This is a genomic window from Sphingobium aromaticiconvertens (assembly GCF_037154075.1).
GTDB lineage: Bacteria > Pseudomonadota > Alphaproteobacteria > Sphingomonadales > Sphingomonadaceae > Sphingobium > Sphingobium aromaticiconvertens.
Genome location: NZ_JBANRJ010000001.1, coordinates 4,291,223 through 4,311,711 on the forward strand (window position 1 = coordinate 4,291,223; position 20,489 = coordinate 4,311,711).

At 62.3% G+C, this 20,489-nt stretch carries 23 protein-coding genes and 1 pseudogene; 13 read left to right on the forward strand and 11 right to left on the reverse strand.

Annotation, left to right across the window (positions count from 1 at the left end):
• Positions 1-2 precede the first annotated feature (2 nt).
• The 8 genes from WFR25_RS20700 to thiS form a co-directional block, all read right to left on the reverse strand.
• A complete protein-coding gene (locus WFR25_RS20700; RefSeq protein ID WP_336973298.1) occupies positions 3-1,286 on the reverse strand; it encodes a capsule biosynthesis protein in 1,284 nt (427 codons plus the stop codon).
• Positions 1,279-2,910 (reverse strand): capsular polysaccharide export protein, LipB/KpsS family, encoded by a 1,632-nt coding sequence (locus tag WFR25_RS20705; RefSeq protein ID WP_336973299.1) that lies wholly within the window; start codon positions 2,908-2,910, stop codon positions 1,279-1,281. Before WFR25_RS20705 ends, WFR25_RS20700 begins: the two co-directional genes overlap by 8 nt.
• Positions 2,911-3,057: 147 nt before the next feature.
• Positions 3,058-4,356, reverse strand: coding sequence for a glycosyltransferase family 4 protein (locus tag WFR25_RS20710; RefSeq protein WP_336973300.1), 1,299 nt, complete (start codon positions 4,354-4,356; stop codon positions 3,058-3,060).
• Between the two features lie 88 nt (positions 4,357-4,444).
• The gene (locus tag WFR25_RS20715) at positions 4,445-4,885 is read right to left on the reverse strand and encodes an HIT family protein (protein WP_336973301.1); all 441 of its coding nucleotides are present in this window, start codon (positions 4,883-4,885) and stop codon (positions 4,445-4,447) included.
• Positions 4,886-4,897: 12 nt separating this feature from the next.
• Positions 4,898-5,533, reverse strand: coding sequence for a CoA transferase subunit B (locus WFR25_RS20720; protein WP_336973302.1), 636 nt, complete (start codon positions 5,531-5,533; stop codon positions 4,898-4,900).
• Positions 5,533-6,381 (reverse strand): 5'-nucleotidase, lipoprotein e(P4) family, encoded by an 849-nt coding sequence (locus tag WFR25_RS20725; RefSeq protein WP_419723220.1) that lies wholly within the window; start codon positions 6,379-6,381, stop codon positions 5,533-5,535. Before WFR25_RS20725 ends, WFR25_RS20720 begins: the two co-directional genes overlap by 1 nt.
• An 86-nt stretch (positions 6,382-6,467) precedes the next feature.
• Positions 6,468-7,178, reverse strand: a complete 711-nt coding sequence (locus WFR25_RS20730) for a CoA transferase subunit A (protein WP_336973306.1) — start codon at positions 7,176-7,178, stop codon at positions 6,468-6,470.
• A gap of 79 nt (positions 7,179-7,257) precedes the next feature.
• Entirely contained in the window at positions 7,258-8,259 is a 1,002-nt protein-coding gene (gene thiS, locus WFR25_RS20735; protein WP_336973308.1) for a sulfur carrier protein ThiS, read from the reverse strand.
• Between the two features lie 142 nt (positions 8,260-8,401).
• On the opposite strand from thiS, the gene aroQ reads away from it, so the two are divergent.
• The 5 genes from aroQ to WFR25_RS20760 all read left to right on the forward strand — a co-directional run bounded on the left by aroQ (position 8,402) and on the right by WFR25_RS20760 (position 11,986).
• Positions 8,402-8,842, forward strand: coding sequence for a type II 3-dehydroquinate dehydratase (gene aroQ, locus WFR25_RS20740; protein ID WP_336973309.1), 441 nt, complete (start codon positions 8,402-8,404; stop codon positions 8,840-8,842).
• Between the two features lie 119 nt (positions 8,843-8,961).
• Complete coding sequence (gene accB / locus WFR25_RS20745; RefSeq protein ID WP_336973311.1) at positions 8,962-9,432, forward strand: acetyl-CoA carboxylase biotin carboxyl carrier protein; 471 nt, start codon at positions 8,962-8,964, stop codon at positions 9,430-9,432.
• Between the two features lie 10 nt (positions 9,433-9,442).
• Positions 9,443-10,795: an acetyl-CoA carboxylase biotin carboxylase subunit gene (accC, locus tag WFR25_RS20750; protein WP_336973312.1), complete on the forward strand. Its 1,353-nt coding sequence runs from the start codon at positions 9,443-9,445 to the stop codon at positions 10,793-10,795.
• Entirely contained in the window at positions 10,792-11,136 is a 345-nt protein-coding gene (gene arsC, locus WFR25_RS20755; protein ID WP_336973313.1) for an arsenate reductase (glutaredoxin), read from the forward strand. The genes accC and arsC overlap by 4 nt, the downstream gene beginning before the upstream one ends.
• A gap of 97 nt (positions 11,137-11,233) precedes the next feature.
• Complete coding sequence (locus WFR25_RS20760; protein WP_336973315.1) at positions 11,234-11,986, forward strand: ParA family protein; 753 nt, start codon at positions 11,234-11,236, stop codon at positions 11,984-11,986.
• Between the two features lie 33 nt (positions 11,987-12,019).
• Here the strand turns inward: WFR25_RS20760 and WFR25_RS20765 are convergent, their stop codons facing one another.
• Positions 12,020-13,792, reverse strand: coding sequence for a fatty acyl-AMP ligase (locus tag WFR25_RS20765; RefSeq protein WP_336973317.1), 1,773 nt, complete (start codon positions 13,790-13,792; stop codon positions 12,020-12,022).
• A 151-nt stretch (positions 13,793-13,943) separates the two neighbouring features.
• Here WFR25_RS20765 and WFR25_RS20770 point away from each other — a divergent pair, with 151 nt between their 5' ends.
• From WFR25_RS20770 to WFR25_RS20785, 4 genes and pseudogenes are all read left to right on the forward strand, one after another.
• The gene (locus WFR25_RS20770) at positions 13,944-14,462 is read left to right on the forward strand and encodes a regulatory protein RecX (protein WP_336973318.1); all 519 of its coding nucleotides are present in this window, start codon (positions 13,944-13,946) and stop codon (positions 14,460-14,462) included.
• 48 nt (positions 14,463-14,510) lie between these two features.
• On the forward strand, positions 14,511-15,062 hold the full coding sequence (locus WFR25_RS20775) for a DUF192 domain-containing protein (protein WP_336973319.1): 552 nt from the start codon (positions 14,511-14,513) through the stop codon (positions 15,060-15,062).
• A 57-nt stretch (positions 15,063-15,119) separates the two neighbouring features.
• Positions 15,120-15,515, forward strand: a complete 396-nt coding sequence (locus WFR25_RS20780) for an NADH:ubiquinone oxidoreductase subunit NDUFA12 (protein WP_336973322.1) — start codon at positions 15,120-15,122, stop codon at positions 15,513-15,515.
• A gap of 253 nt (positions 15,516-15,768) precedes the next feature.
• Positions 15,769-15,939, forward strand: a pseudogene (locus tag WFR25_RS20785) (DUF2155 domain-containing protein); the annotation flags it as partial.
• Positions 15,940-15,974: 35 nt separating this feature from the next.
• Here the strand turns inward: WFR25_RS20785 and aat are convergent.
• Positions 15,975-16,748, reverse strand: coding sequence for a leucyl/phenylalanyl-tRNA--protein transferase (gene aat / locus WFR25_RS20790; RefSeq protein ID WP_336973324.1), 774 nt, complete (start codon positions 16,746-16,748; stop codon positions 15,975-15,977).
• 80 nt (positions 16,749-16,828) lie between these two features.
• On the opposite strand from aat, the gene WFR25_RS20795 reads away from it, so the two are divergent.
• The 3 genes from WFR25_RS20795 to WFR25_RS20805 all read left to right on the forward strand — a co-directional run bounded on the left by WFR25_RS20795 (position 16,829) and on the right by WFR25_RS20805 (position 18,890).
• Complete coding sequence (locus WFR25_RS20795; protein WP_336973325.1) at positions 16,829-16,966, forward strand: hypothetical protein; 138 nt, start codon at positions 16,829-16,831, stop codon at positions 16,964-16,966.
• On the forward strand, positions 16,960-17,850 hold the full coding sequence (locus WFR25_RS20800; RefSeq protein WP_336973326.1) for a DMT family transporter: 891 nt from the start codon (positions 16,960-16,962) through the stop codon (positions 17,848-17,850). The genes WFR25_RS20795 and WFR25_RS20800 overlap by 7 nt, the downstream gene beginning before the upstream one ends.
• A gap of 65 nt (positions 17,851-17,915) precedes the next feature.
• The gene (locus WFR25_RS20805) at positions 17,916-18,890 is read left to right on the forward strand and encodes a cupin-like domain-containing protein (protein ID WP_336973328.1); all 975 of its coding nucleotides are present in this window, start codon (positions 17,916-17,918) and stop codon (positions 18,888-18,890) included.
• Positions 18,891-18,943: 53 nt separating this feature from the next.
• On the opposite strand, the gene WFR25_RS20810 is transcribed toward WFR25_RS20805, so the two are convergent.
• Positions 18,944-19,222, reverse strand: coding sequence for a chorismate mutase (locus tag WFR25_RS20810; RefSeq protein ID WP_336973329.1), 279 nt, complete (start codon positions 19,220-19,222; stop codon positions 18,944-18,946).
• Positions 19,223-19,420: 198 nt separating this feature from the next.
• Between WFR25_RS20810 and WFR25_RS20815 the strand changes: the two genes are divergently transcribed.
• A complete protein-coding gene (locus tag WFR25_RS20815) occupies positions 19,421-20,446 on the forward strand; it encodes a polyprenyl synthetase family protein (RefSeq protein ID WP_336973332.1) in 1,026 nt (341 codons plus the stop codon).
• Positions 20,447-20,489: the final 43 nt, after the last annotated feature.

Sequence of the window (20,489 nt, forward strand, 5' to 3'; positions counted from 1 at the left end):
TTTCAGTCGGCCGTACCTGTCCTGATGGGTGCATGACGACGGGCGACCAACGGCGTGACATTGCGCGGCAACACCCGCCCCCTACGCAATAGCCGCTCAACGGCGTTGTCGACCAGCATCGCCAATCCTTCGTCGCTCAACAGGCCTCCGCGAATGAGGCATTTGTCGATGAGCACCTTGCGAAAGGCGGAATAGAGCGCGAGGTCCGGATTGCGCGGCGCGGTCCAGAAATCGTCCAGCGGCGTATGGTGCACGATACCCGGCACTTTATAGACCGCATGCCCCAGCACTGTCACCGGCTTGCCACTGTTGAGCGCCAGCGTACCGACCGTGCTGTTGACGGTAACGACACCCAGGCTGTTCTCCACCACTTCCAATATGTCCCGATCGGCAAGATAAAAGACCCGATCGGCGATACCATAGCGGGCGGCAAGGCGCCGCGTCAGCCGCCCCCACCCGACCAACCCCGGATCAAGGGGGTGACGCTTGACCACCAATGACACATGAGCCGGTGCATGAGCAGCGAAGCTCTTGATGACGAAACGCAGGGCTGCCCGCATGTCGCCGAACGGCGAATGAACCCTGATCTGGTAATCGGAATTAACCTGGAGCGGCAGGGTGAAATAGGGCTTGCCCTGAACCCGTTCCCACTCTTCGTTCGACCGTTGCCGATCCTTGTCGCGCATCAGCAACTTGCGACACCAGCCTGCGGATTCGATCGCAAAGCTGTTGGGGCGATGTGTACGATAAAAGGGGAAACGAAGGCGGAACAGGGCCGATGCCGTGCCGTTACGCATTGTATTGCGCGCGCGCTGACGGAAGGTTGAGCCTATTGGCGGCAGGCTTGCGTCATGGTCAGGCAGACCATAGGCTTGGTCGAGATACCATTGCGGATCGAGTGGCAGCGTGGAATTACCGTTCACGCCATCTTCCTGCAGCGTCAGGAAATCGGGCCGGATATAGCCTTCCTCCACCACATGAACGCGAATGTTGCGTAGCCGCGCCATGCCATGCGCAGAGGCATGATAGGGGCGGCAATCACCATAGAGGATGAGGTCGGTGACACCGTTGCTCGCAATGAAATCGTCGAAAAAGAGCGGCCAGGCCCGAAAAGTGCCGCGATAGTCGGTCGCCCCTTCCCCCGGCCAGTCGATCTTGTCACCGCCATTGATGTTGATCCGCAGCGCCGCGTGCCCACGGTCGCGTAAGGCTTGCGCCAGCATGGCAAAATAGGGGCCGTGCGGGCCTTGCAGAAACAGGAATGTTCGGATCGCTTTGTCAGCCATGAAGGAACTCTGCACCCAAAGTCATAAAACGCCGCAGCTTTCCCTGCAATGCCCGTACCCTGACAAGCCAGGTCGTGCGGGGCATCGCGCCATCAACCATCCTGTCAATCAATAGCTCGGGTCCGCAAGGCAGTCGAGTGACAGGATCAAGATAACGCGGGTAAAGGATCAGAGTTGCAGCGACAAGTTGGTCGATGTTCAGCATACGGCCGCGCCGATCCGGCGCGGGGGCCAGATCGCGCGTCAATCCCCAGCCTGCGAAGAACGGCGTACCATGCACCACGACCTCCCTGCCCCGCATCAACGCTTCAAAACCCGTCAGCGACGACAGGACATGGACGGCGCCGACGCTGCAAACCAGTCCCATCAGAGAGGAACCTTCATCGATTTTATCGACGAAGCGCCCCGCCGCTGCGTCGCTGACATGCCCTTTGCGATGTCCGGCACGCACGTCTGGATGGGGACGATAGATGATCCAGGCATCGGGTTCAGCCGCTCGCACCCGCTTCAGAAAGTCCAGATTACCCGCGATTCCGCCACCGCCGAGCCGAACGGACAGGTCATCCTCCACCTGCCCGATGGCCAATATGGTGCGTCGCCCCGTCGGCAGATCGATATGCTCTGCGCTGGAGGCCCCATATTTGCCTACGCCACTGTCACAGATACGCTGGCGCAGCGCCGCCGCCCGCACGAGCAAGGCGGGCGAAAAATCATGGGTGGCAAGCAAAGTTTCCAGATCGCTTGGCCGGGTGGCGTCATAATAGATACCGCTGCGATCAATGACCACCGAACTGGGCGGAACAAGCGCAGCCCCCAGCCCGCGAGAACGCAGAAAGCCGTCCTCTATCTGTGCAATCGGCACGGCAATCGCGGCAGCCTGAGCCTTTATCTCGACAGGCACCCGTGAGGGCCAGATACCCAGCGCCCTGCCCTGCGTCCGCGCCCGACGCAATCCGGCATGGGCCTTCATGAAGGGCGGGCTTCGCTGCCCGTCCCACAGGAAATGCCCTATCGCCTCCCGCTTCCAGAAGGCCATGCCCGATGCCGCCGCCAGGTCGCGATTGCCGTCCAGATGCCGCCGCCAATCCTCCAGCAGTTCCACAGCCCGCGCCGCCGACACATCCTTTCCGGTAAAACAGTCGCGGTAGCGCGCCGCGCCGATGGCCTCACAGGCCGCTATGGCAAGCGCGTCAGATGCAATCTGCTTACCCTTCCCATTGAACACCGGCACACCCAACAGGCCGGCAACAAGAGCGATCTCATCCTCAACCGATGCGTGGACGGACTGCACGTCAGCGACCAGCGCCCATGGATCGCAATCCTTCGGCAGCAATCGCGCGCCATGGACAGGCAGGACTGCATTCTCATCACCGGGCAACACGCCGATTTTCTCGGGCGCGACACCAGCCAATTGCTCCGGCGCGACTGGCACGCCCCTGCGGACGACAAGCAATAGCCCTTCGATCCGCTCACCCCAAAAGGTTCCGCCAACCCGCGCGCGCGCAATGGCGTCGAGCAACGCAGAATTTGCCCGTTCCCCCGTCGCACGGGCGTCGCTGATCGCGGCTTGCGTGGCGGATGCGCCAGGAAAGGGCGGTGAACGGAGGAAGGGTTGCCAGTTCATGACAGCGCACACATGAAGGGCAGGAATGGATGCATCGGCCTGTAAAACATAAAGTCTCTTCGGCCCGTCTCCGGTTCCGATCCAGTGGTGCGACCCAAAATGGCTATGCCTTGCGTCCACCTTACTGTCGAGCATGAAGTCAAAGCGCTAAATCTTGCCGGGCGCAGCAGCCACTTCATCCAGCAAATCCGTGACGATATCAAAATATTGTGGCCAGGTTGGCGGTCGCCATGCCTTGAGCCGTGCCAATTGCGCGTCCCGCCGTGCAGAATTGCCGCGATACTCTTCAATAATCGCCAACCATCCCAGGCCATCGAGCGGGTCCAGATAGTCCGGCACCGGGCCGCCAACCTCATGATGCGCGGAAATATTGCTGCATATGACCGGAACACCCGCCGACAGCGCCTCGATTACTGGCATGCCGAAGCCTTCCTCGAACGATGGCATCACCATAGCGCGTGCTCCGGCGACCAGTTCATCCATCTGCCTGTCAGACAGTCCGCCCGCCTCGATCACATGCCCCTTGATCGCTTCGGACCGTTCGAGAATGTCGATGACATTCTCATTTTCCCAGCCCCGCCGCCCCACCAGCACCAGCACCGGGGCGGCATCGCCATAGCGTTCGATCAGCCGGCGCCACACATTCAGCAGCAACAGATGATTTTTGCGCGGCTCAATGGTCGCGATGTACACAAAATAGGGACGTTCCGGCGCAGGATAACTGGACGTTGTGAACATATCGGGCGCGTCGGCGCCGAAATGCGCGACACGCACCGCGCGCCCTGCCAGCCCGCTCGTCATGTGCGGCGCGATCGCGTCGATCGTCGCCTGACTATTGCCAATGATGCCGCGCGCAAAGCTGTCGATCGTGCGGATCCGCTTACGATGCTCAATTGCGCCTTGTGGTCGGGCAAATTCGGGATGGGTCAGCGGAATGACATCATGCACCAGCGTGACAAAGCGCGCGCCTTCCGCCCGCAATATGTCTCCCACCTGTTCATGATCGTCGAGATGATGGGGCGACACCTGAAGATAGACACGCGGCCCCTTTGCCTTGGGCACCGGACGGGGGCGCATGGCGATAAGGTGGCGGATGATCGTTGCGCGATGGCTGCTCGCATCAGGTGAATCGACGCTGCGCCACCGCGCGATCGTAAACGCCAGAAACTGCCGAACAGCCCCACTGTCCAGACGGCCATAATAGCCACCGGCCGGATGCACGGCGGCAAAGGACAGCCGGTCGGGAATCCGCTCCAGCAATTCACGGGCATAGACATATTCGACCCGATCAATGCCCGTCGGCGTCGAATGGAAGCTGCGCGACAGCAATCGCGACACGTCGAGAATCACTTCCGCCTGCCCCGGATCGGTATCGAGCATCGGATTGGCCGGTTTCGACCGGAGGGAAAAACGGGCGCCAGGGGCGCGGAACGGCTTTAGCAGCAAAGGTCAACCTGTCATCATGTGCGGCGCGAAACCGCACCATGCCTCTGGACCAAGGCTGCCCCCTTGTAAACCAAGGGCCAGACCTTGATCAGAGGCAGGCGCGAACCTGATCGGCCAGCGCCGCAAGCTCCGCAGGATCGGCGAAACCGTCCTGCCCATGCCGCGCAAAACCGATCGGCTGCCCCTCCCAGCGCGGGACGATATGGACATGCAGATGGAACACCGTCTGCCCTGCCAGCGCGCCGTTGAACTGGGCGACATGCAAGCCGTCAGGCGACAGCGCCTCGCGCAGCGCCCGCGCGACCTTCTGCACCGTCGTCATCACCTGGGCCAGCGCCTCCGGCTCGATGTCCAGGATATTGCGCGCCTTCGACCATTTGGAAATGACCAACGCATGGCCCTTCGACTGTGGCTGAATGTCGAGGAAGGCGAGCGTATGCTCGTCCTCATAGAGTTTGGTCGAGGGGATCTTGCCCGCAAGGATCAGGGCGAAGACATTGCCTTCATCATAACTGCCATCAAGACTCATGGGAGGCGTCCTTCAACTCACAAATTTGCCGGTCGTCTTGGCGGCGACTTCCTCGGCGGTCACGCCGGGCGCCAGTTCAACCAGCTTGAACGGGCTATCATGATCGGGCCGCTGAAGGACACACAGGTCCGTGACGATCATGTCGACCACATTCTTGCCCGTCAGCGGCAGCGTGCATTCGGGGATGAACTTGGGGCTGCCGTCTTTGGACGTGTGCTCCATGACGACGATGATCTTCTTGACGCCCGCGACCAGATCCATCGCACCGCCCATGCCCTTGATCATCTTGCCGGGGATCATCCAGTTGGCGATGTCGCCATTTTCCGCAACCTCCATTGCGCCAAGGACGGTCAGGTCGATATGTCCGCCGCGGATCATCGCGAAACTGTCGGCGCTGGAGAAATAGGCGGTCTGCGGCAATTCGCTGATCGTCTGCTTGCCCGCATTGATAAGGTCCGCATCTTCCTCGCCCTCATAGGGGAAGGGACCGATGCCCAGCATGCCGTTTTCGGACTGGAGCGTAACCTCAACGCCTGCGGGTATATGGTTCGCCACCAGCGTGGGGATGCCGATGCCCAGATTGACGTAGAAACCGTCCTGCAATTCCTTCGCGGCGCGCGCCGCCATCTCGTCACGGGTCCAGGGCATTATCGGGCCTCCTTAACAGCGGGCATATCCCACCTTTTATCCGTTGGAAAAACATCGTCGAACCCGCCTTTTAAGGCAGTTCCATAAACCGGGTTGGGCAGGACGAACCAGCCATGGCCCCATAATTTCGCGGTCGCGCCATTCATGACGACGGCGCGGCGCGTGGCCACCGGCTGGCCAGCGTTGAACAGGTCGGAAAAATCGCCAAGCTGGTCGCCACCCATGGCGATCACGCAATATTTCGCGGCAATCGTCGCGCGGCGACCATCCTTGCGCGATCCTATGCCGTCATCGCCCTTCAGGAACAAGCTACTGCCGTGGACCGCCTCACCCAGCCCCGCATTGCGGATCGCAAGCGCCGTGGCGCCGGCATTAACCGCCTCGCGGTTGGTGTTGAATATGACCGTAACGCCCAGCGCGCGCAAGCCGCGCACGGCGTCCATCGCACCTGGAACAGCACCGACCTGCCCTGCCCCCGTTTTTTCCCAGGCATCCCATGCGGCAGCGTCATAGCCCTTGGCCGTGCGCGCATCATGATATTCGAAGCCCAGATTGAGGATCAGCGTCTCGTCCACATCGAACACAGCAGCAAAGGGCTTCGTGCCGCAGGGTACGAACCCCGGCCTCTCCAGTGTCGCATTCTGATCCAGCACCACGCTCTCCGCTGGCCGATCCTGCACCGCCAACGCGACATGATCGAGCAGCGCGTGAAACGCCTGGACGGACAGCGCCGCCGCCTCCCCCGATCCATAGAGAAATTGCATGCCCGCAGGCGGACTAGCTGGAGCGACAGGAAGTGTCTGCGGCGCGGAGGCGCAAGCGCTCAGGGTCGCACAGGCCACGACCATGGTAATCGGAAGAGGCCGCATGGAGGTCCGCTGCGCTCGCCACCCACCCCCGGCCCCTCCCCTGGAAGGGAGGGGAGACGGAGACGTCACGCAGCTTCCCGCTGCCTCACGGTGCGAAACTCGATCTTCTTGTCATAGGGCGCGCCCACGATCATGCGCTTGACGTATATGCCCGGCAGATGGATCGCATCGGCATCCAGCGTACCGGTGGGCACGACCTCTTCGACCTCGGCAATGCAGATCTTCGCGGCAGTCGCCATCGGCTGATTGAAGTTGCGCGCAGTCTTGCGGAAGATGAGGTTGCCGCTCTCGTCGGCTTTCCAGCCCTTGATGATCGCAACGTCAGCAAAAATGCCTCGTTCCAGGATATAGTCCTGCCCGTCGAAGCCCTTCACTTCCTTGCCCTCGGCCACCGCCGTGCCGACGCCGGTCTTGGTATAAAAGCCCGGAATACCCGCCCCGCCCGCGCGACAGCGCTCGGCCAGTGTTCCCTGGGGGCAGAATTCCACCTCCAGCTCACCGGCCAGATATTGCCGTTCAAACTCCTTGTTCTCACCGACATAGGAGGAGATCATTTTCTTGACCTGCTTCGTGCGGAGCAGCTTTCCCAGCCCCTCCCCATCGATCCCGGCATTGTTGGAGGCGATGGTCAGATCCTTGACGCCAGCATCGCGGATCGCGTCGATCAGCCGCTCAGGGATGCCGCACAGGCCAAAGCCGCCCGCGCAAAGATGCATTCTGTCAAAGAGAAGTCCCTCCAGCGCGCTCGCGGCGTCGGGGTAGAGCTTGTTCACCATCGGTCTTCCTCCTCCTCAAGTCCGTCAGCCCATAAGGATATGGATGGGGCCGGTCAATTTCCGCAATGTGGAAAAGGCGTCAGATAAGACCCGCCAACGGACTGGACGGATCGGCATACATCCGCCGCCCCATCCGCCCGGCGCGATAGGCCATGCGGCCCGCCTCGACGCCTGCCTTCATCGCCGCGGCCATCAGGACCGGATCCTTCGCCTCGGCAATCGCGGTGTTCATCAGAACGCCGGTGCAACCCAGTTCCATCGCCTGCGCCGCTTCGGACGCGGTACCCACGCCCGCATCGACCAGAACCGGCAGACTGGTGCCTTCCACGATCAGGCGAATGGTGACGCGATTCTGGATGCCCAGGCCCGATCCGATCGGCGCGCCCAGCGGCATGATCGCGACGGCGCCAACATCTTCCAGACGCTTGGCCGCGATGGGATCATCGACGCAATAGACCATCGGCTTGAACCCTTCCTTGGCCAGGACCTCGGTCGCGCGCAGCGTTTCCACCATGTCGGGATACAGGGTGCGGGCTTCGCCCAGCACCTCCAGCTTGACCAGATCCCAACCGCCCGCTTCACGCGCCAGCCGGAGGGTGCGGATCGCCTCCTCCCCCGTGAAGCAGCCCGCCGTATTGGGCAGATAGGTGATCTTCTTAGGGTCGATATAGTCGGTCAACATCGGCGCCTTGGGGTCCGATACATTGACGCGGCGTACAGCGACCGTGACGATCTCCGCCCCGGAAGCGGCCAGCGCGGCGGCATTCTGCTCGAACGATTTATATTTGCCGGTGCCCACGATCAGGCGCGAGCGAAAGGTGCGCCCCGCAACGGTCCAGCTATCGTCATCGACCACCGACATATCGCCTCCGCCAACAAAGTGCACGATTTCCAACTCGTCGCCGTCTTCCACCAGCACATCCTTCAGCGTCGATCGGGGCACGACCTCCAGATTGCGCTCAACCGCCACCTTTTCCGGCGCGAAACCCAGTTCGTTCGCCAGATCGGCAAGCGTCATGCCCTGCCGGATACGGCGATGCTCGCCATTGATATGGATGGAGATGGTGCCGTCTACGCTCACTGATCCGTCCCGTCTTGCTATGCTTCAAACATGCCCTCGACTTGGCGAGGGGCGAGCGGCTAAGAAGTGCCCCAGGGGGACGCGCCGCTGGCCGCATATAGGATCAGCGCACCCTGCCCCGCAACAGACAAGGACCGTCGCGATGGCAGATGCTCGTAAAATCTATGTGCTCAACGGCCCCAACCTCAACCTGCTGGGCACGCGCGAGCCGGAGATATACGGCTATGACACGCTGGACGACATTGCCGAGCGGATGGACGACGCGGCCGAACGCGCTCATGTCGTGATCGATTTTCGCCAGTCCAACCATGAAGGCAATCTGATCGACTGGCTGCATGAGGCCCATGCGGAGGGCGCCCATGCGGTCATCCTGAACCCCGGCGGCCTCACCCACACCTCGGTCGCGCTGCACGACGCGATTCTGAGCATCACCGTGCCGGTGATCGAAGTCCATCTGTCCAATCCGCACAAGCGTGAGGATTTCCGGCATAAAAGCTATGTCGGCATGGCGGCCAAGGGCACGATCGCTGGCTTTGGTCCTTTATCCTACATGCTGGCGCTCGAAGCGGCGCTGGAGCTTTAGGCAGGCCTCGGAAAAGCGTTTCATGTCCTCCGCCCAACGCTACAAAGTTGCGCTTTGGCGCAAACCGGCATAGGCGCTGGCGGCCAGAACCAAATTATCTTGGCAAACAAGGGTCAACGATGAACGACAAGCATGAAAATGTCGCAATGCAGGTGGATCTCGCCCTGGTGCGCGAACTGGCCGCGCTGCTGGACGACACGCACCTGACCGAGATCGAGGTTGAGGATGGCGATCGCAAGATCCGCGTCGCGCGCAAGGTTGGTGGCGGTGCTCCCGTCTATGCCCCGATGCCCGCACCTGTCGCAGCCGCCCCCCTGGCGTCTCCCGTTGCCGCAGCGGCAGAGCCTGCCATTGCCGCAGGCACCGTGCGCTCGCCGATCGTCGGCACCGCCTATCTGGCGGCCGAACCGGGTTCCGCCCCCTTCGCGCGGGTCGGCGCACAGGTGAAGGCAGGCGAGACGGTCCTGATCGTCGAAGCCATGAAGGTCATGAACGCGATTACCGCGCCGTCCGCTGGCACCGTCAAGGCGATACTGGTCGATAACGGCCAGCCGGTCGAATACGACCAGCCGCTGATCGTGATCGAATAAGGCCCTCCGCATGTCCATCGAAAAGCTGTTGATCGCCAACCGGGGCGAAATCGCGCTGCGTATTCATCGCGCCTGCCATGAAATGGGGATCAAGACGGTCGCGGTCCACTCGACCGCCGACGCTGACGCCATGCATGTGCGACTGGCGGACGAGGCGATCTGCATCGGCCCGCCTGCGGCCAGGGACAGCTACCTCAACATCGCCGCGATCATCTCCGCCGCCGAAATCAGCGGCGCGGACGCCATTCATCCCGGTTACGGCTTCCTGTCGGAAAATGCCCAGTTTGCCGAGATTGTGGAGGCGCATGGCATAGCCTTCGTCGGTCCCAAGCCCGAACATATCCGGATCATGGGCGACAAGGTGGAGGCAAAGCGCACCGCTGGCGCGCTGGGGTTGCCGCTGGTTCCCGGTTCCGACGGCGCTCTCGACACTATCGACGAAGCCAAGGCGGTGGCCCAGAAGATCGGCTATCCCGTGCTCATCAAGGCGGCGTCAGGCGGCGGCGGGCGCGGCATGAAGGTCGTGCCTTCCGAAGACCAGCTTGAAACACTGATGAGCCAGGCGGGCAACGAGGCGAAGGCCGCGTTCGGCGACGCCACCGTCTATATGGAAAAATATCTGGGCAACCCCCGGCATATCGAGTTCCAGATTTTCGGCGATGGCAATGGCAAGGCCATTCATCTGGGCGAGCGCGACTGTTCGCTCCAGCGCCGCCACCAGAAGGTGCTGGAGGAAGCCCCCTCCCCCGTCATTTCTTCCGCCGAGCGCGACCGGATGGGCGGCATCGTCAGCAAGGCGATGGCCGACATGGGCTATCGCGGCGCGGGCACGATCGAATTTCTGTACGAAGATGGCGAATTCTACTTCATCGAAATGAACACCCGGCTTCAGGTCGAACATCCCGTGACCGAAATGATTACGGGCCTCGATCTGGTCCGCGAACAGATTCGCATCGCCGAGGGTAAATCGCTGTCGGTCACGCAGGATGAACTGAAGTTCACCGGCCATGCGATCGAATGCCGGATCAACGCGGAAGATCCGCGCACCTTCGCCCCCTCACCAGGCACCGTCACCAGCTATCATGTGCCGGGCGGGATGCATGTCCGCGTCGATAGTGGCCTGTATCAGGGCTATAAGGTGCCGCCTTATTACGATTCCATGATCGGCAAGCTGATCGTCTATGGCCGCACCCGCGAAGGCTGCATCATGCGCCTGCGCCGCGCGCTGGAGGAATATGTGATCGAGGGGATGAAGACCACCATTCCCCTGCATCAGAAACTGCTGAAAGATCCCGAATTTCTGGACGGCGCCTATACGATCAAATGGCTGGAGGAATGGCTGGCGCGGGACGAAACGGCGTGAAGGCCACCATCTGGCACAATCCCCGTTGCTCGAAATCGCGGTCGGCGCTCGCGATTTTGGAAGAAACGCCGGGCGTCGAGGTCGAGATCATCGATTATCTCAAGACCCAACCGACGCACGGCGAAATCGCGGCGGTTTTCCAGACCGCAGGCATCGCTCCCCATGACGCGCTTCGCAAAGGCGAAGCCGTGGTCAAGGAAATCGGCCTCGACACCAGCGATGACGCGGCGATCCTTAACGCAATGGCGGCCCACCCAATCCTGATCGAGCGCCCCATCGTCATCACCGCCAAGGGCGCGGTGATCGCCCGCCCGCCGGAGCGCGCCCGCGAAATCCTTTAGGGATTAAGGCGCGATCGCGCCTCCCTGTCACCGATCCGTAACAATCGCATGATTGAACACTTGCCACGAGGGCGCACGAGGACTTAGCCTTGGCGCCATGAGCAAGGACAGCGCATTGGCGACCATCGCCGTTTACAGCCTTAAGGGCGGCGTGGGCAAAACCACCTTCGCTATCAACCTCGCCTGGGCATCGGCTACGATCTCGAAACGGCGAACTTTGCTCTGGGATCTTGATCCACAGGCAGCGTCAAGCTGGATGCTGTCCACTGACAAGGAGAGCCGCGACGCAGCGCAGGCGATCTTCAGCAAGGATGTCGACATCCACAAGCTGATCCAGCCCTCGACCGTCCCCGGCCTTGACCTCATCGCCGCGGACACTTCCCTGCGCGGCCTCGATCATCTGTTCCGCGAGTTGGACAAGAAGAAGCGGCTGGCCAAGCTGATCGAGAATCTGGGCCGCGACTATGACCGGATCATTCTGGATTGCCCACCGGGCCTGACCGAGACCAGCGAGCAAGTGCTGCGCGCCGCCAACCTGATCGTCATCCCCGTCATCCCCTCCCCGCTGTCCCAGCGAGCCATGGGCGAGGTTGCGCGCTATCTGATGCAGCGCGGCGGCGCGCACGCGCCAATCTTTCCGGTCTATTCGATGGTTGATCGCCGCCGTAGCCTGCACCGCAAGGCGACCGAGGAACAGCCCGAATGGACGGCCATACCAATGGCCAGCATGATCGAGCAGATGACCGTCAGGCGCAAACCGCTTGGTGACTTCGCCCCTTCCTCGCCTCCAGCCAAGGCCTTTGCCGGCCTTTGGGCAACGATCGAGCGGCAGGTGCTTACACCACGCTAAACGTCACGACATTACCCGAACGCAACCGCCGGTTCAGGCCGCGATATCGTAGGGCCGGATATCGCCGTTCAGATAGAGGTTGCGCGCCTTCGACCGGCTGAGCTTGCCCGAACTGGTGCGCGGCAGGGTTCTCGGCGGCACCAGTTCCACGACGCAGTTCATGCCGGTGATCGCCCGGACCCGCTCGCGAATCTGGTCGCGCAGGCGCGAACGCTCGTCATTGTCCGACGTGCGGCAATGCACCAGCACGGCGGGTGTTTCTTCACCGCCCGGCGTGGTGATGGCAAAGGCGGCGATGTCGCCCTGCTTGAAGCCCGGCAGTTGCTCCACGGCCCATTCAATATCCTGGGGCCAGTGATTCTTGCCGTTGATGATGATCATGTCCTTGGCGCGGCCGACTATGTAGAGATAACCATCGCTGAGATAGCCCATGTCGCCCGTGTCCAGCCAGCCATCCACCATGCAGGCGTCGGTCGCTTCAGAATCGCGGAAATACCCCACCATCAGCGAAGGCCCGGTGGTCCACACCTTGCCGATCTGACGCTCCCCGATCATGGCGCCGTCTTCGTCCCTGATCTCGACGATCATGTCCTTGGCGGGCTTGCCGCAATTGACGATCGACCGGAAACGCTGGGGGCGCCCCTCGCCATCGTCGGCGCCCGACAGATCGGTTTCAGCGACCAGTTCAACGACGATCCCCTCGCCCGGCGGCATGATCGTGACCGCCAGCGTCGCTTCGGCCAGGCCATAGCTGGGCAGGAAAGCGTTGGGGGAGAAGCCCGCCTCCGCATAGGCGTCGACAAAGCTCTGCATCACGTCGGGACGGATCATGTCCGCGCCGTTACCTGCCAGACGCCAGCGCGACAGGTCGAACCGGTCGCTCGCCTTGGTCTGGCTGGACATGCGCCGCGCGCAGATGTCGTAGCCGAAGGTCGGCGAATAGCTGATCGAGGTGCCCTCGTTCCGGCTGATGAGGTCCAGCCACGCCAGCGGACGACGGGCGAAATCCTCCGTCTTCATATAGTCGGTCGATACCTGGTTGGCGACGACCGACAGGAAGCAGCCGACCAGGCCCATGTCATGATACCAGGGCAGCCAGCTGATGCAGCGATCGCTGTCCTGCAACTTCATGCCATGGCTGTGTGCAGACAGGTTGCTGAGCAGCGCGTGATGGGTGACGGCGACACCATGCGGGAAACGGGTCGAGCCGCTGGAATATTGCAGATAGGCGATCTCGTCCGTCTTCGCCTGCGGCAGCGCGCAGGACGCGGCTTCGCGTGCGATGAAATCCTCGAACGCGATGCCTTCGACCGAACGCAGTGCCGCAGCCTCTCCCGCCATTTCCGCCAGTTCTGCCGGAAACAGGAAGAGCGAGGGGTCGCAGCTTGTCAGTTGGACGACCAACTGATCGATATAGCTTTCCTTGCCACCGAAACTGGTCGGCAGCGGCAGCGGTACCGGCCAGGCGCCCGCATAGACGATGCCAAAGAAAAGCTGAGCGAAGTCAGCACCGGTTTCCGCGACCAGCGCGATACGGTCGGCGGGCTTGACGCCGTGCGCGATCAGCCGATGCGCGCAGGCGATGGCGTCGCCACGCAGCTCCGCAAAGGAATAGGGCCGCGCCAGATTGCCGCGCGCATCGTGGAAGTTCAGCCCACGCTGCCCGGTCGCCGCATAGTCCAGCGCCTCACCCAGCGTCGCGAAGTCGGACAGCCTGCGGGGCAGGTCGTCATAGGTCGGCGTCGGTGCCAATGCGATTTTATCCATGCTGTGCGAACCCGTCATATTGGCGTCACCCAATGTCATATTTTGCTCTATCCGGCGCGCCGCTATCATTTCTGCTGCGGCTTTGCACTGGATAGTTGCATTCCAGCTTGGCCTTTTAGCCCATAAGCCGCGTTCAAAATCCGGCCCGACTGTGGCATAAAGATGGCGCGTGGTGCAGGATGCCCTCCATATGCGGCCACCCAGACCCAAAAAACCCCTGAACCCAGAGATGCTGCGTGAACTTGCGCTGCACTATGTCGGTCGCTTTGCGACAAGCCGGGGGAAGCTGCGCGACTATCTTGGCCGCAAGCTGCGCGAGCGTGGCTGGGCGGAAGAGGACGGCCCCGATCTTGACACTCTGATCGAGCGGCTGGCCGAGTTGGGCTATGTCGACGATGCGGGTTTCGCGACGATGAAGAGCGCGGCCATGGCGCGACGCGGGCTGGGCGCACGCCGGATCGGCGAAGCGCTGCGCGGCGCGGGCATCGCGGAAGACGACCGGACGGTGGCCGACGAACAGATGATGGCAGGACGCTGGGAGGCAGCAGAACGCTTCGCCCGGCGCAAGCGGATCGGCCCCTATGCCGCCCAGCGCCCTGATCAGGCGCTCCGTCAGAAATGGGTCGGCGCCTTCCTGCGCGCCGGGCATGACATGGATGTGGCACGGCGGTGGGTGGAGGCAGCACCGGGTGAGGTTCCCGAGGAATGAGGGTTAAGAGGCTCCACCCGATGAAAATAACGCGCTAGAAGGTCAGCCATGATCCGCATCGCCCTCTTCGCTGCCGTGGCTCTGCTCACGGCCTGCGCGCCATCTCAAAGCAACGATACGGCGAAAGCCAGCGCCAACACGGCACAGCCATCCAACGCCTTGCTGCCCCTCGCCATCCACAGCGCCGATGCAACACGCCGTTTCGAAGTCGAAGTAGCGATGACTCCGGCGGAGCAGGCCCAGGGACTGATGTTTCGCAAAACGCTTGGCCCGGACTCGGGCATGCTGTTCCCGATGGAACCGCCGCGCACGGCCAGCTTCTGGATGAAGAATACGCTGATCCCGCTCGACATGCTTTTTATCCGCACCGACGGGACCATCGCCTTCATCGGCGCGAACACCCAACCCTATTCGCAGGAGCCCGTGTCCGCCGGGATTCCGGTGGCCGCCGTGCTGGAACTGGCGGGTGGACGGGCGGTCGCACTGGGCATCAAGGAGGGGGACCGGGTAAACTGGGGCCGCTGCTCAATGCCCGAGGGCCAATCCTACGACACCACCCAATCTGCATGGCGCAGCCTCAATTTCTGTCCGAAACCCTGATCGCCCCCGCATAACGGCCCTTGCCAATCGCCCCCGCCGGGCGCTAAGCGCTTGGCCATGGGAATCCTCGGCAAGATCTTCACCTGGTGGGATGGCGCGACCATCGGCACCGCTCTCTACAGCGCTCGCAAGGGCAGCAAGATTGGTGAAGACCATCAGGGCAATATCTATTTTGAAGGCGGCAGCGACATGCATGGCCAGCCACGCCGCTGGGTGATCTATAACGGCCCTAACGACGCCAGCCGCGTGCCTGCCGAATGGCATGGCTGGCTGCATCATTCGATCGAGGGCACGCCCGAAAGTTTCCTGCCGCCGCCGCGCATCTGGGAACGGGAATCCACCCCCAATGAAACCGGCACGATCAACGCCTATCGCCCGTCCGGCGCGATGGAAAAGGGCGGCTTGCGCCAGAAGGCAACCGGCGATTACGAGGCGTGGAGTCCTGACCTTTAATGCATCCTGGCGTGTCATGAGGTTGCGTCCGGCGGGACGTGTCCTGCCGATTCTGGCCGGTGCGTCGATGCTGGCCCTTGCCGCCTGCAAGGGTGGCGACATACCGACCGCCAATCAGACGGGTCCGGTAAAGATCGAAGGCAGCAAGATCGGGGCGAGCGAAGATACCGCCCTGCCCGGCACACCGATGCGCGAACGCGTGGCCGTGATCGGCCTGCTCAACAAGCGCAACGGCCTGACCCGTGACCTGACCATGAAGCCGGGCGAAGCGCTGCGCGTGGGCGATGCCATTGTCCGCCTTCAAGCCTGCGAGACGACCGCTCCGTGGGAAAATCTTCAGGAAAGCGGCGCTTTCGTACAACTGGATGTCCGATCCAGCGCAGACGGCAAATGGCGGCGAAATTTTTCCGGCTGGCTGTTCCGTAACCGGCCCGACCGCAATGTCGTGCAGCACCCGATCTATGATGTGTGGGTCAAGAGCTGCACGATGGAATGGCCCGAAACCGGGACCGCGACGGTCAAGGTCGGCGACAAGGCTGGCGACAGGGGCGAACCGTCCGCCACGTCCAGACGTGCGGCGCCCCCCAGTGGTTCGAACGCGGCAGAGGCCGCCGCACCCGCCCCCTCCGCCAGCACCCCCCGTCCCGCGCCAAGCGGCACTCCGTCGACCGCCCTGTCCAACAACTGAAGATAATAGGCCTGCCCGATCTCTACCGCGCCCAGCGAGCGGAGATGCTCGGTCATGAACTGACAATCGAGCAGCGTGAAGCCACCCGCGCGCAACCGCGCCACCAGCCAGGCGATCGCGACCTTTGACGCATCTGTACGGCGCGACACCATGCTTTCACCGAAAAAGGCGCGCCCCAACGCAACGCCATACAGGCCCCCGACCAGTTCATCCCCCACCCAACATTCGATCGAATGAGCAAAGCCGATCTCATGCAAGTGGCGATAGGCCTGCTCGATCGCGCCATTGATCCAAGTGGTGGGACGGTCAGCCGCCGCTTGCGCGCACAGCGCGACAATGCCGGGGAAATCGCGATTGGCGGTCACACGAAACCGCTCCTTCCGGATGGTCTTGGCCAGAGAATGAGACAGATGGAAGCCATCGAGCGGCAGGATCGCCCGCTTCTTCGGTTCGACCCAATACACTTCCTGCGCGTCACGGTCGTCCGACATGGGAAAGACGCCAATGGCATAGGCCTGCAACAGCAGCATGGGGTCGATCATCATCACCCCTAGATTAGCATGTTGGTGATGGGAGACTAGTGCCTAGAAAAAGTGATGTCAGACGATTGACAGGCGTTAAGCGCGTGATGGCGACGGCAGAGGCGGTCGCCACGCCGATGAAGGGCGGCGCGACCATGGCCGCACTGGACGACCACGCAACGCAACAGCCCGCCTTCCCTCGACATAGCGTCGCACCTGCGCCAAAGGCAGCGGCATGTTAGCCCTTGCCGCCTCCATATTGTTCGTCCTCATCTGGTCCACCGGCTTCATTGTCGCGCGGGCCGTCGTGCCCCATGCCGCGCCGGAGATGTTCTTGGCTGTGCGCCTCACCCTGACCACCGGTCTGCTGGGTGTAGGGGCGCTTTACGCGCGGCAGGCATGGCCGCGCGGACGACAGCTACGGTTGCATCTGGCGGCCGGCGCAATGCTGCACGGCGTTTATCTGACGGTCAGTTGGTGGGCGGTGCAGCATGGAATGCCCGCCGGGGTCATGGCCTTGTTGGGATCGCTCCAGCCGTTGATGGTGGCGGTGGCGAGTTTCGCGTTGCTGGGTGAGAGATTGGGTGGGCGGGCCTGGGCGGGCCTTGCCATCGCGATCGTCGGCGTCGGCTGTGTGCTCATGCCTGCAATCGAGCGAACCGGGATCGGCGGGATCGGAATCGTGACTGCACTCGCGGGTATCGCCTCGATCATCGGCATGACCGTGGGCACGATGATCCAGCGCGGATCGCTATCCGGCGACGCGATTCTTGTGTCTGGTGCGGTACAGAATGCGGGCGGTGCGATGGTCGCGGTCCTTGCGACGCTGCTGATTGGAGAAATACGCTGGGACGGCGCGCCTATACTGTTCGTTGGCCTTGGCTGGTCGGTACTGGGCCTGTCGGCAGGTGGTCTGTCGCTGCTGGTCTGGCTGGTGCGGCATCAGGGCGCGACACGGATGTCGATGCTGTTGTTGCTCGTCCCCCCGCTCGCAGCGATCGAGGCCTGGTTGTTATTTGGCGAGCGACTGGGACCAGTGCAACTGATCGGTTTCGCGCTGGCGCTGGGCGGCGTTCTGCTGGGCAGGGCACAGGGGAAGCGCGAGGAGGTTGTCGAGCCGGCCTGAAGGCCCGTCTTATAACGGTCATTTCATGCAATATCCCGGTCATGTTAATTTGATAGAGTGGCACGATGAGCATGTCCGGCAAGAAATATCCCGTCCCCCCACTCCTGTCGCAGACGGCAGACGTGCAAATGCAGATGACGCTGCGGCAGATCGGCTTTGACGCGGCCTCTAAGGCCCCGAAACCTTCCGCGCTAATGCCCCCGGCCTCCCCTCCGCGCAATGAAGAGGCGCTGGCGCTCAAACGGCGCGACTGGCTGCTGGGAACGATGGAGCGACAGCGCGCGCTCTCTTCCTATGCGTCGGGCCTGCTCACCGCCGAAAATCTGCCCGGCGAAGCATTCCTGCATGACTTTTATGCCACCGGCCGGCCGGTCGTCATCAAAGGGGCGATGGCGGGCTGGCCCGCGCTGGAGAAGTGGACGCCCGACTATCTTGCCGACACGATTGGCGATGCTGTCGTCGAATATCAGGGCGGGCGCGAAGGGGCTGGCGATTATGAGCTGGCCAAGGATCGGCACAAGCGGCGTGCACCCTTCCGCGCGTTCCTCGCACTTATCCGCGATGGCGGCAATGATGCCTATATCACCGCCTATAACAGCAGCGCCAATGCGACCGCCTTCGCCCCGCTGGAGAAGGATCTTGGCAGGCTCGACGCCTATCTGACCCGCGCACCTGGAATGCTGTGGATCGGGCCGAAGGACACCTTCACCCCACTGCACTTCGACCTCACCAACAATTTGCTGGCGCAGGTGACGGGAACCAAGCGTGTCATTCTGGTGCCACCGTCACAAACAGCCCGAATGGCGCATCGACGGCATGTGTTCAGCGATGTGCATGACCTGACCGATCCAGCGCGGTTGGCACTCCATCCAGCAGCCCGCGACGTCCTGCACTATGAGGTCGTCCTCAACCCCGGCGACCTGTTGTTCATCCCCATAGGCTGGTGGCATCAGCTACGGTCGGAAAGTTTCAGCACGATGCTGACCTACACGAATTTCCAGTGGCCCAATATCGGGCATGAGGAATATCCGGCCGGATAAAGCCATAGTCTCGAGCAAAGTCGCTATCGACCGTATGGAGGACATCGGGCGGCTCAGCCCTCGCGCAGCTTTTCGTGGTGACGGATCACCTCATCGATGATGAAGCGCAGGAACTTCTCGGTGAAGTCGGGATCGAGATTGGCGTCAAGCGCAAGCTGGCGCAAACGGCCGATCTGCCGCTCTTCCCGGCCTGGATCAGCGGGGGGCAACTGGTGCGTCGCCTTGTAGCGCCCTACCGATTGCGTCACCTTGAACCGTTCCGCCAACATGAAGACGAGCGCCGCGTCGATATTGTCGATACTCTCGCGATAACGCTGTAATGTCTCGTCCACGGCCACTTCTCCGGTTAGAGCAGCCGATCCGATCGGCTCGGCTGCTCTAGTCTTTTGATTTGTCGCGTTTTCCGAGTCAGCAGGTGATTCCACCTGCTTCGAAAACACTCCAATCGCGCGCTTTTTGCCGCATCCAGCGGTTCAGGCAAGCTATTCCCGCTTGCTATCTGCATTTTGCACCGCCACATGGCGCAAGTCATGACAGCACCTGCACCCGGTAACGTCCACCCCATCGGCCGCGCCAGCGCGCCATCGCTTGCCCCAATCATGGGCCTGGTCGCCGACGGCATGAACCAGGTGAACGCCGTGATCCTGGACAGGATGCAGTCGCGCATCCCGCTGATCCCGGAACTCGCCGGTCATCTGATCGCTGGCGGCGGCAAGCGGCTGCGCCCTATGCTCACCCTCGCCTGCGCTGATCTGGTCGGCTATGCAGGCAGTCGCCACTATAAGCTGGCCGCTGCGGTCGAGTTCATCCACACCGCGACCCTGCTGCACGACGATGTCGTCGATGGATCGGGGCTGCGTCGGGGCCGGAAGACCGCCAATATCATCTGGGGCAACAGCGCCAGCGTGCTGGTCGGCGATTTCCTCTTCTCCCGCTCGTTCGAACTGATGGTTGAGGCCGAGTCGCTCAAAGTGCTCAAGATCCTGGCCAACGCGTCGGCGGTGATCGCCGAGGGTGAGGTCAACCAGTTAACCGCACAGCGCCGGATCGACACCAGCGAAGAACAATATCTGGACATTATCGGCGCCAAGACCGCCGCGCTGTTTTCCGCCGCCTGCCGCATTTCGGCGGTGGTCGCCGATCGCGGTGAGGCGGAGGAACAGGCCCTCGACACTTATGGCCGCAATCTGGGCATCGCCTTCCAGTTGATCGACGACGCCATCGACTATGAGTCGGACGGCGCGACGATGGGCAAGGATGCGGGCGACGATTTCCGCGACGGCAAGGTGACGCTGCCCGTAATCCTCGCCTATGCGCGCGGCAGCGAGGCGGACCGCACTTTCTGGAAGGCCGCCATAGCCGGCCACAAGATCGGCGAAGATGATCTGGCCCATGCCACGCAACTGCTGCGATCGACTGGCGCCATTGCCGACACGATGGCGCGCGCTCGCCATTATGGACAACGGGCGATCGACGCGCTGGGCATGTTCGCAAGCGGACGCGCCAAGGCAGCGCTGACCGAAGCGGTCGAGTTCGCCATAGCGCGAGCCTATTGAGGGCCGGGACTGCGGAGTTTCTGATCTCCGTTCATCCAGAACG

What these genes read in the sequence shown, in the direction of transcription:
- WFR25_RS20700 (WP_336973298.1), bottom strand. Translation starts at nt 1,286, where the DNA reads ATGGCTGACAAAGCGATCCGAACATTCCTGTTTCTGCAAGGCCCGCAC.
- WFR25_RS20705 (WP_336973299.1), bottom strand. Translation starts at nt 2,910, where the DNA reads ATGAACTGGCAACCCTTCCTCCGTTCACCGCCCTTTCCTGGCGCATCC.
- WFR25_RS20715 (WP_336973301.1), bottom strand. Translation starts at nt 4,885, where the DNA reads ATGAGTCTTGATGGCAGTTATGATGAAGGCAATGTCTTCGCCCTGATC.
- WFR25_RS20720 (WP_336973302.1), bottom strand. Translation starts at nt 5,533, where the DNA reads ATGCCCTGGACCCGTGACGAGATGGCGGCGCGCGCCGCGAAGGAATTG.
- WFR25_RS20725 (WP_419723220.1), bottom strand. Translation starts at nt 6,381, where the DNA reads ATGGTCGTGGCCTGTGCGACCCTGAGCGCTTGCGCCTCCGCGCCGCAG.
- WFR25_RS20730 (WP_336973306.1), bottom strand. Translation starts at nt 7,178, where the DNA reads ATGGTGAACAAGCTCTACCCCGACGCCGCGAGCGCGCTGGAGGGACTT.
- aroQ (WP_336973309.1), top strand. Translation starts at nt 8,402, where the DNA reads ATGGCAGATGCTCGTAAAATCTATGTGCTCAACGGCCCCAACCTCAAC.
- accB (WP_336973311.1), top strand. Translation starts at nt 8,962, where the DNA reads ATGAACGACAAGCATGAAAATGTCGCAATGCAGGTGGATCTCGCCCTG.
- accC (WP_336973312.1), top strand. Translation starts at nt 9,443, where the DNA reads ATGTCCATCGAAAAGCTGTTGATCGCCAACCGGGGCGAAATCGCGCTG.
- WFR25_RS20760 (WP_336973315.1), top strand. Translation starts at nt 11,234, where the DNA reads ATGAGCAAGGACAGCGCATTGGCGACCATCGCCGTTTACAGCCTTAAG.
- WFR25_RS20765 (WP_336973317.1), bottom strand. Translation starts at nt 13,792, where the DNA reads ATGACATTGGGTGACGCCAATATGACGGGTTCGCACAGCATGGATAAA.
- WFR25_RS20770 (WP_336973318.1), top strand. Translation starts at nt 13,944, where the DNA reads ATGCGGCCACCCAGACCCAAAAAACCCCTGAACCCAGAGATGCTGCGT.
- WFR25_RS20775 (WP_336973319.1), top strand. Translation starts at nt 14,511, where the DNA reads ATGATCCGCATCGCCCTCTTCGCTGCCGTGGCTCTGCTCACGGCCTGC.
- WFR25_RS20780 (WP_336973322.1), top strand. Translation starts at nt 15,120, where the DNA reads ATGGGAATCCTCGGCAAGATCTTCACCTGGTGGGATGGCGCGACCATC.
- aat (WP_336973324.1), bottom strand. Translation starts at nt 16,748, where the DNA reads ATGATGATCGACCCCATGCTGCTGTTGCAGGCCTATGCCATTGGCGTC.
- WFR25_RS20800 (WP_336973326.1), top strand. Translation starts at nt 16,960, where the DNA reads ATGTTAGCCCTTGCCGCCTCCATATTGTTCGTCCTCATCTGGTCCACC.
- WFR25_RS20805 (WP_336973328.1), top strand. Translation starts at nt 17,916, where the DNA reads ATGAGCATGTCCGGCAAGAAATATCCCGTCCCCCCACTCCTGTCGCAG.
- WFR25_RS20815 (WP_336973332.1), top strand. Translation starts at nt 19,421, where the DNA reads ATGACAGCACCTGCACCCGGTAACGTCCACCCCATCGGCCGCGCCAGC.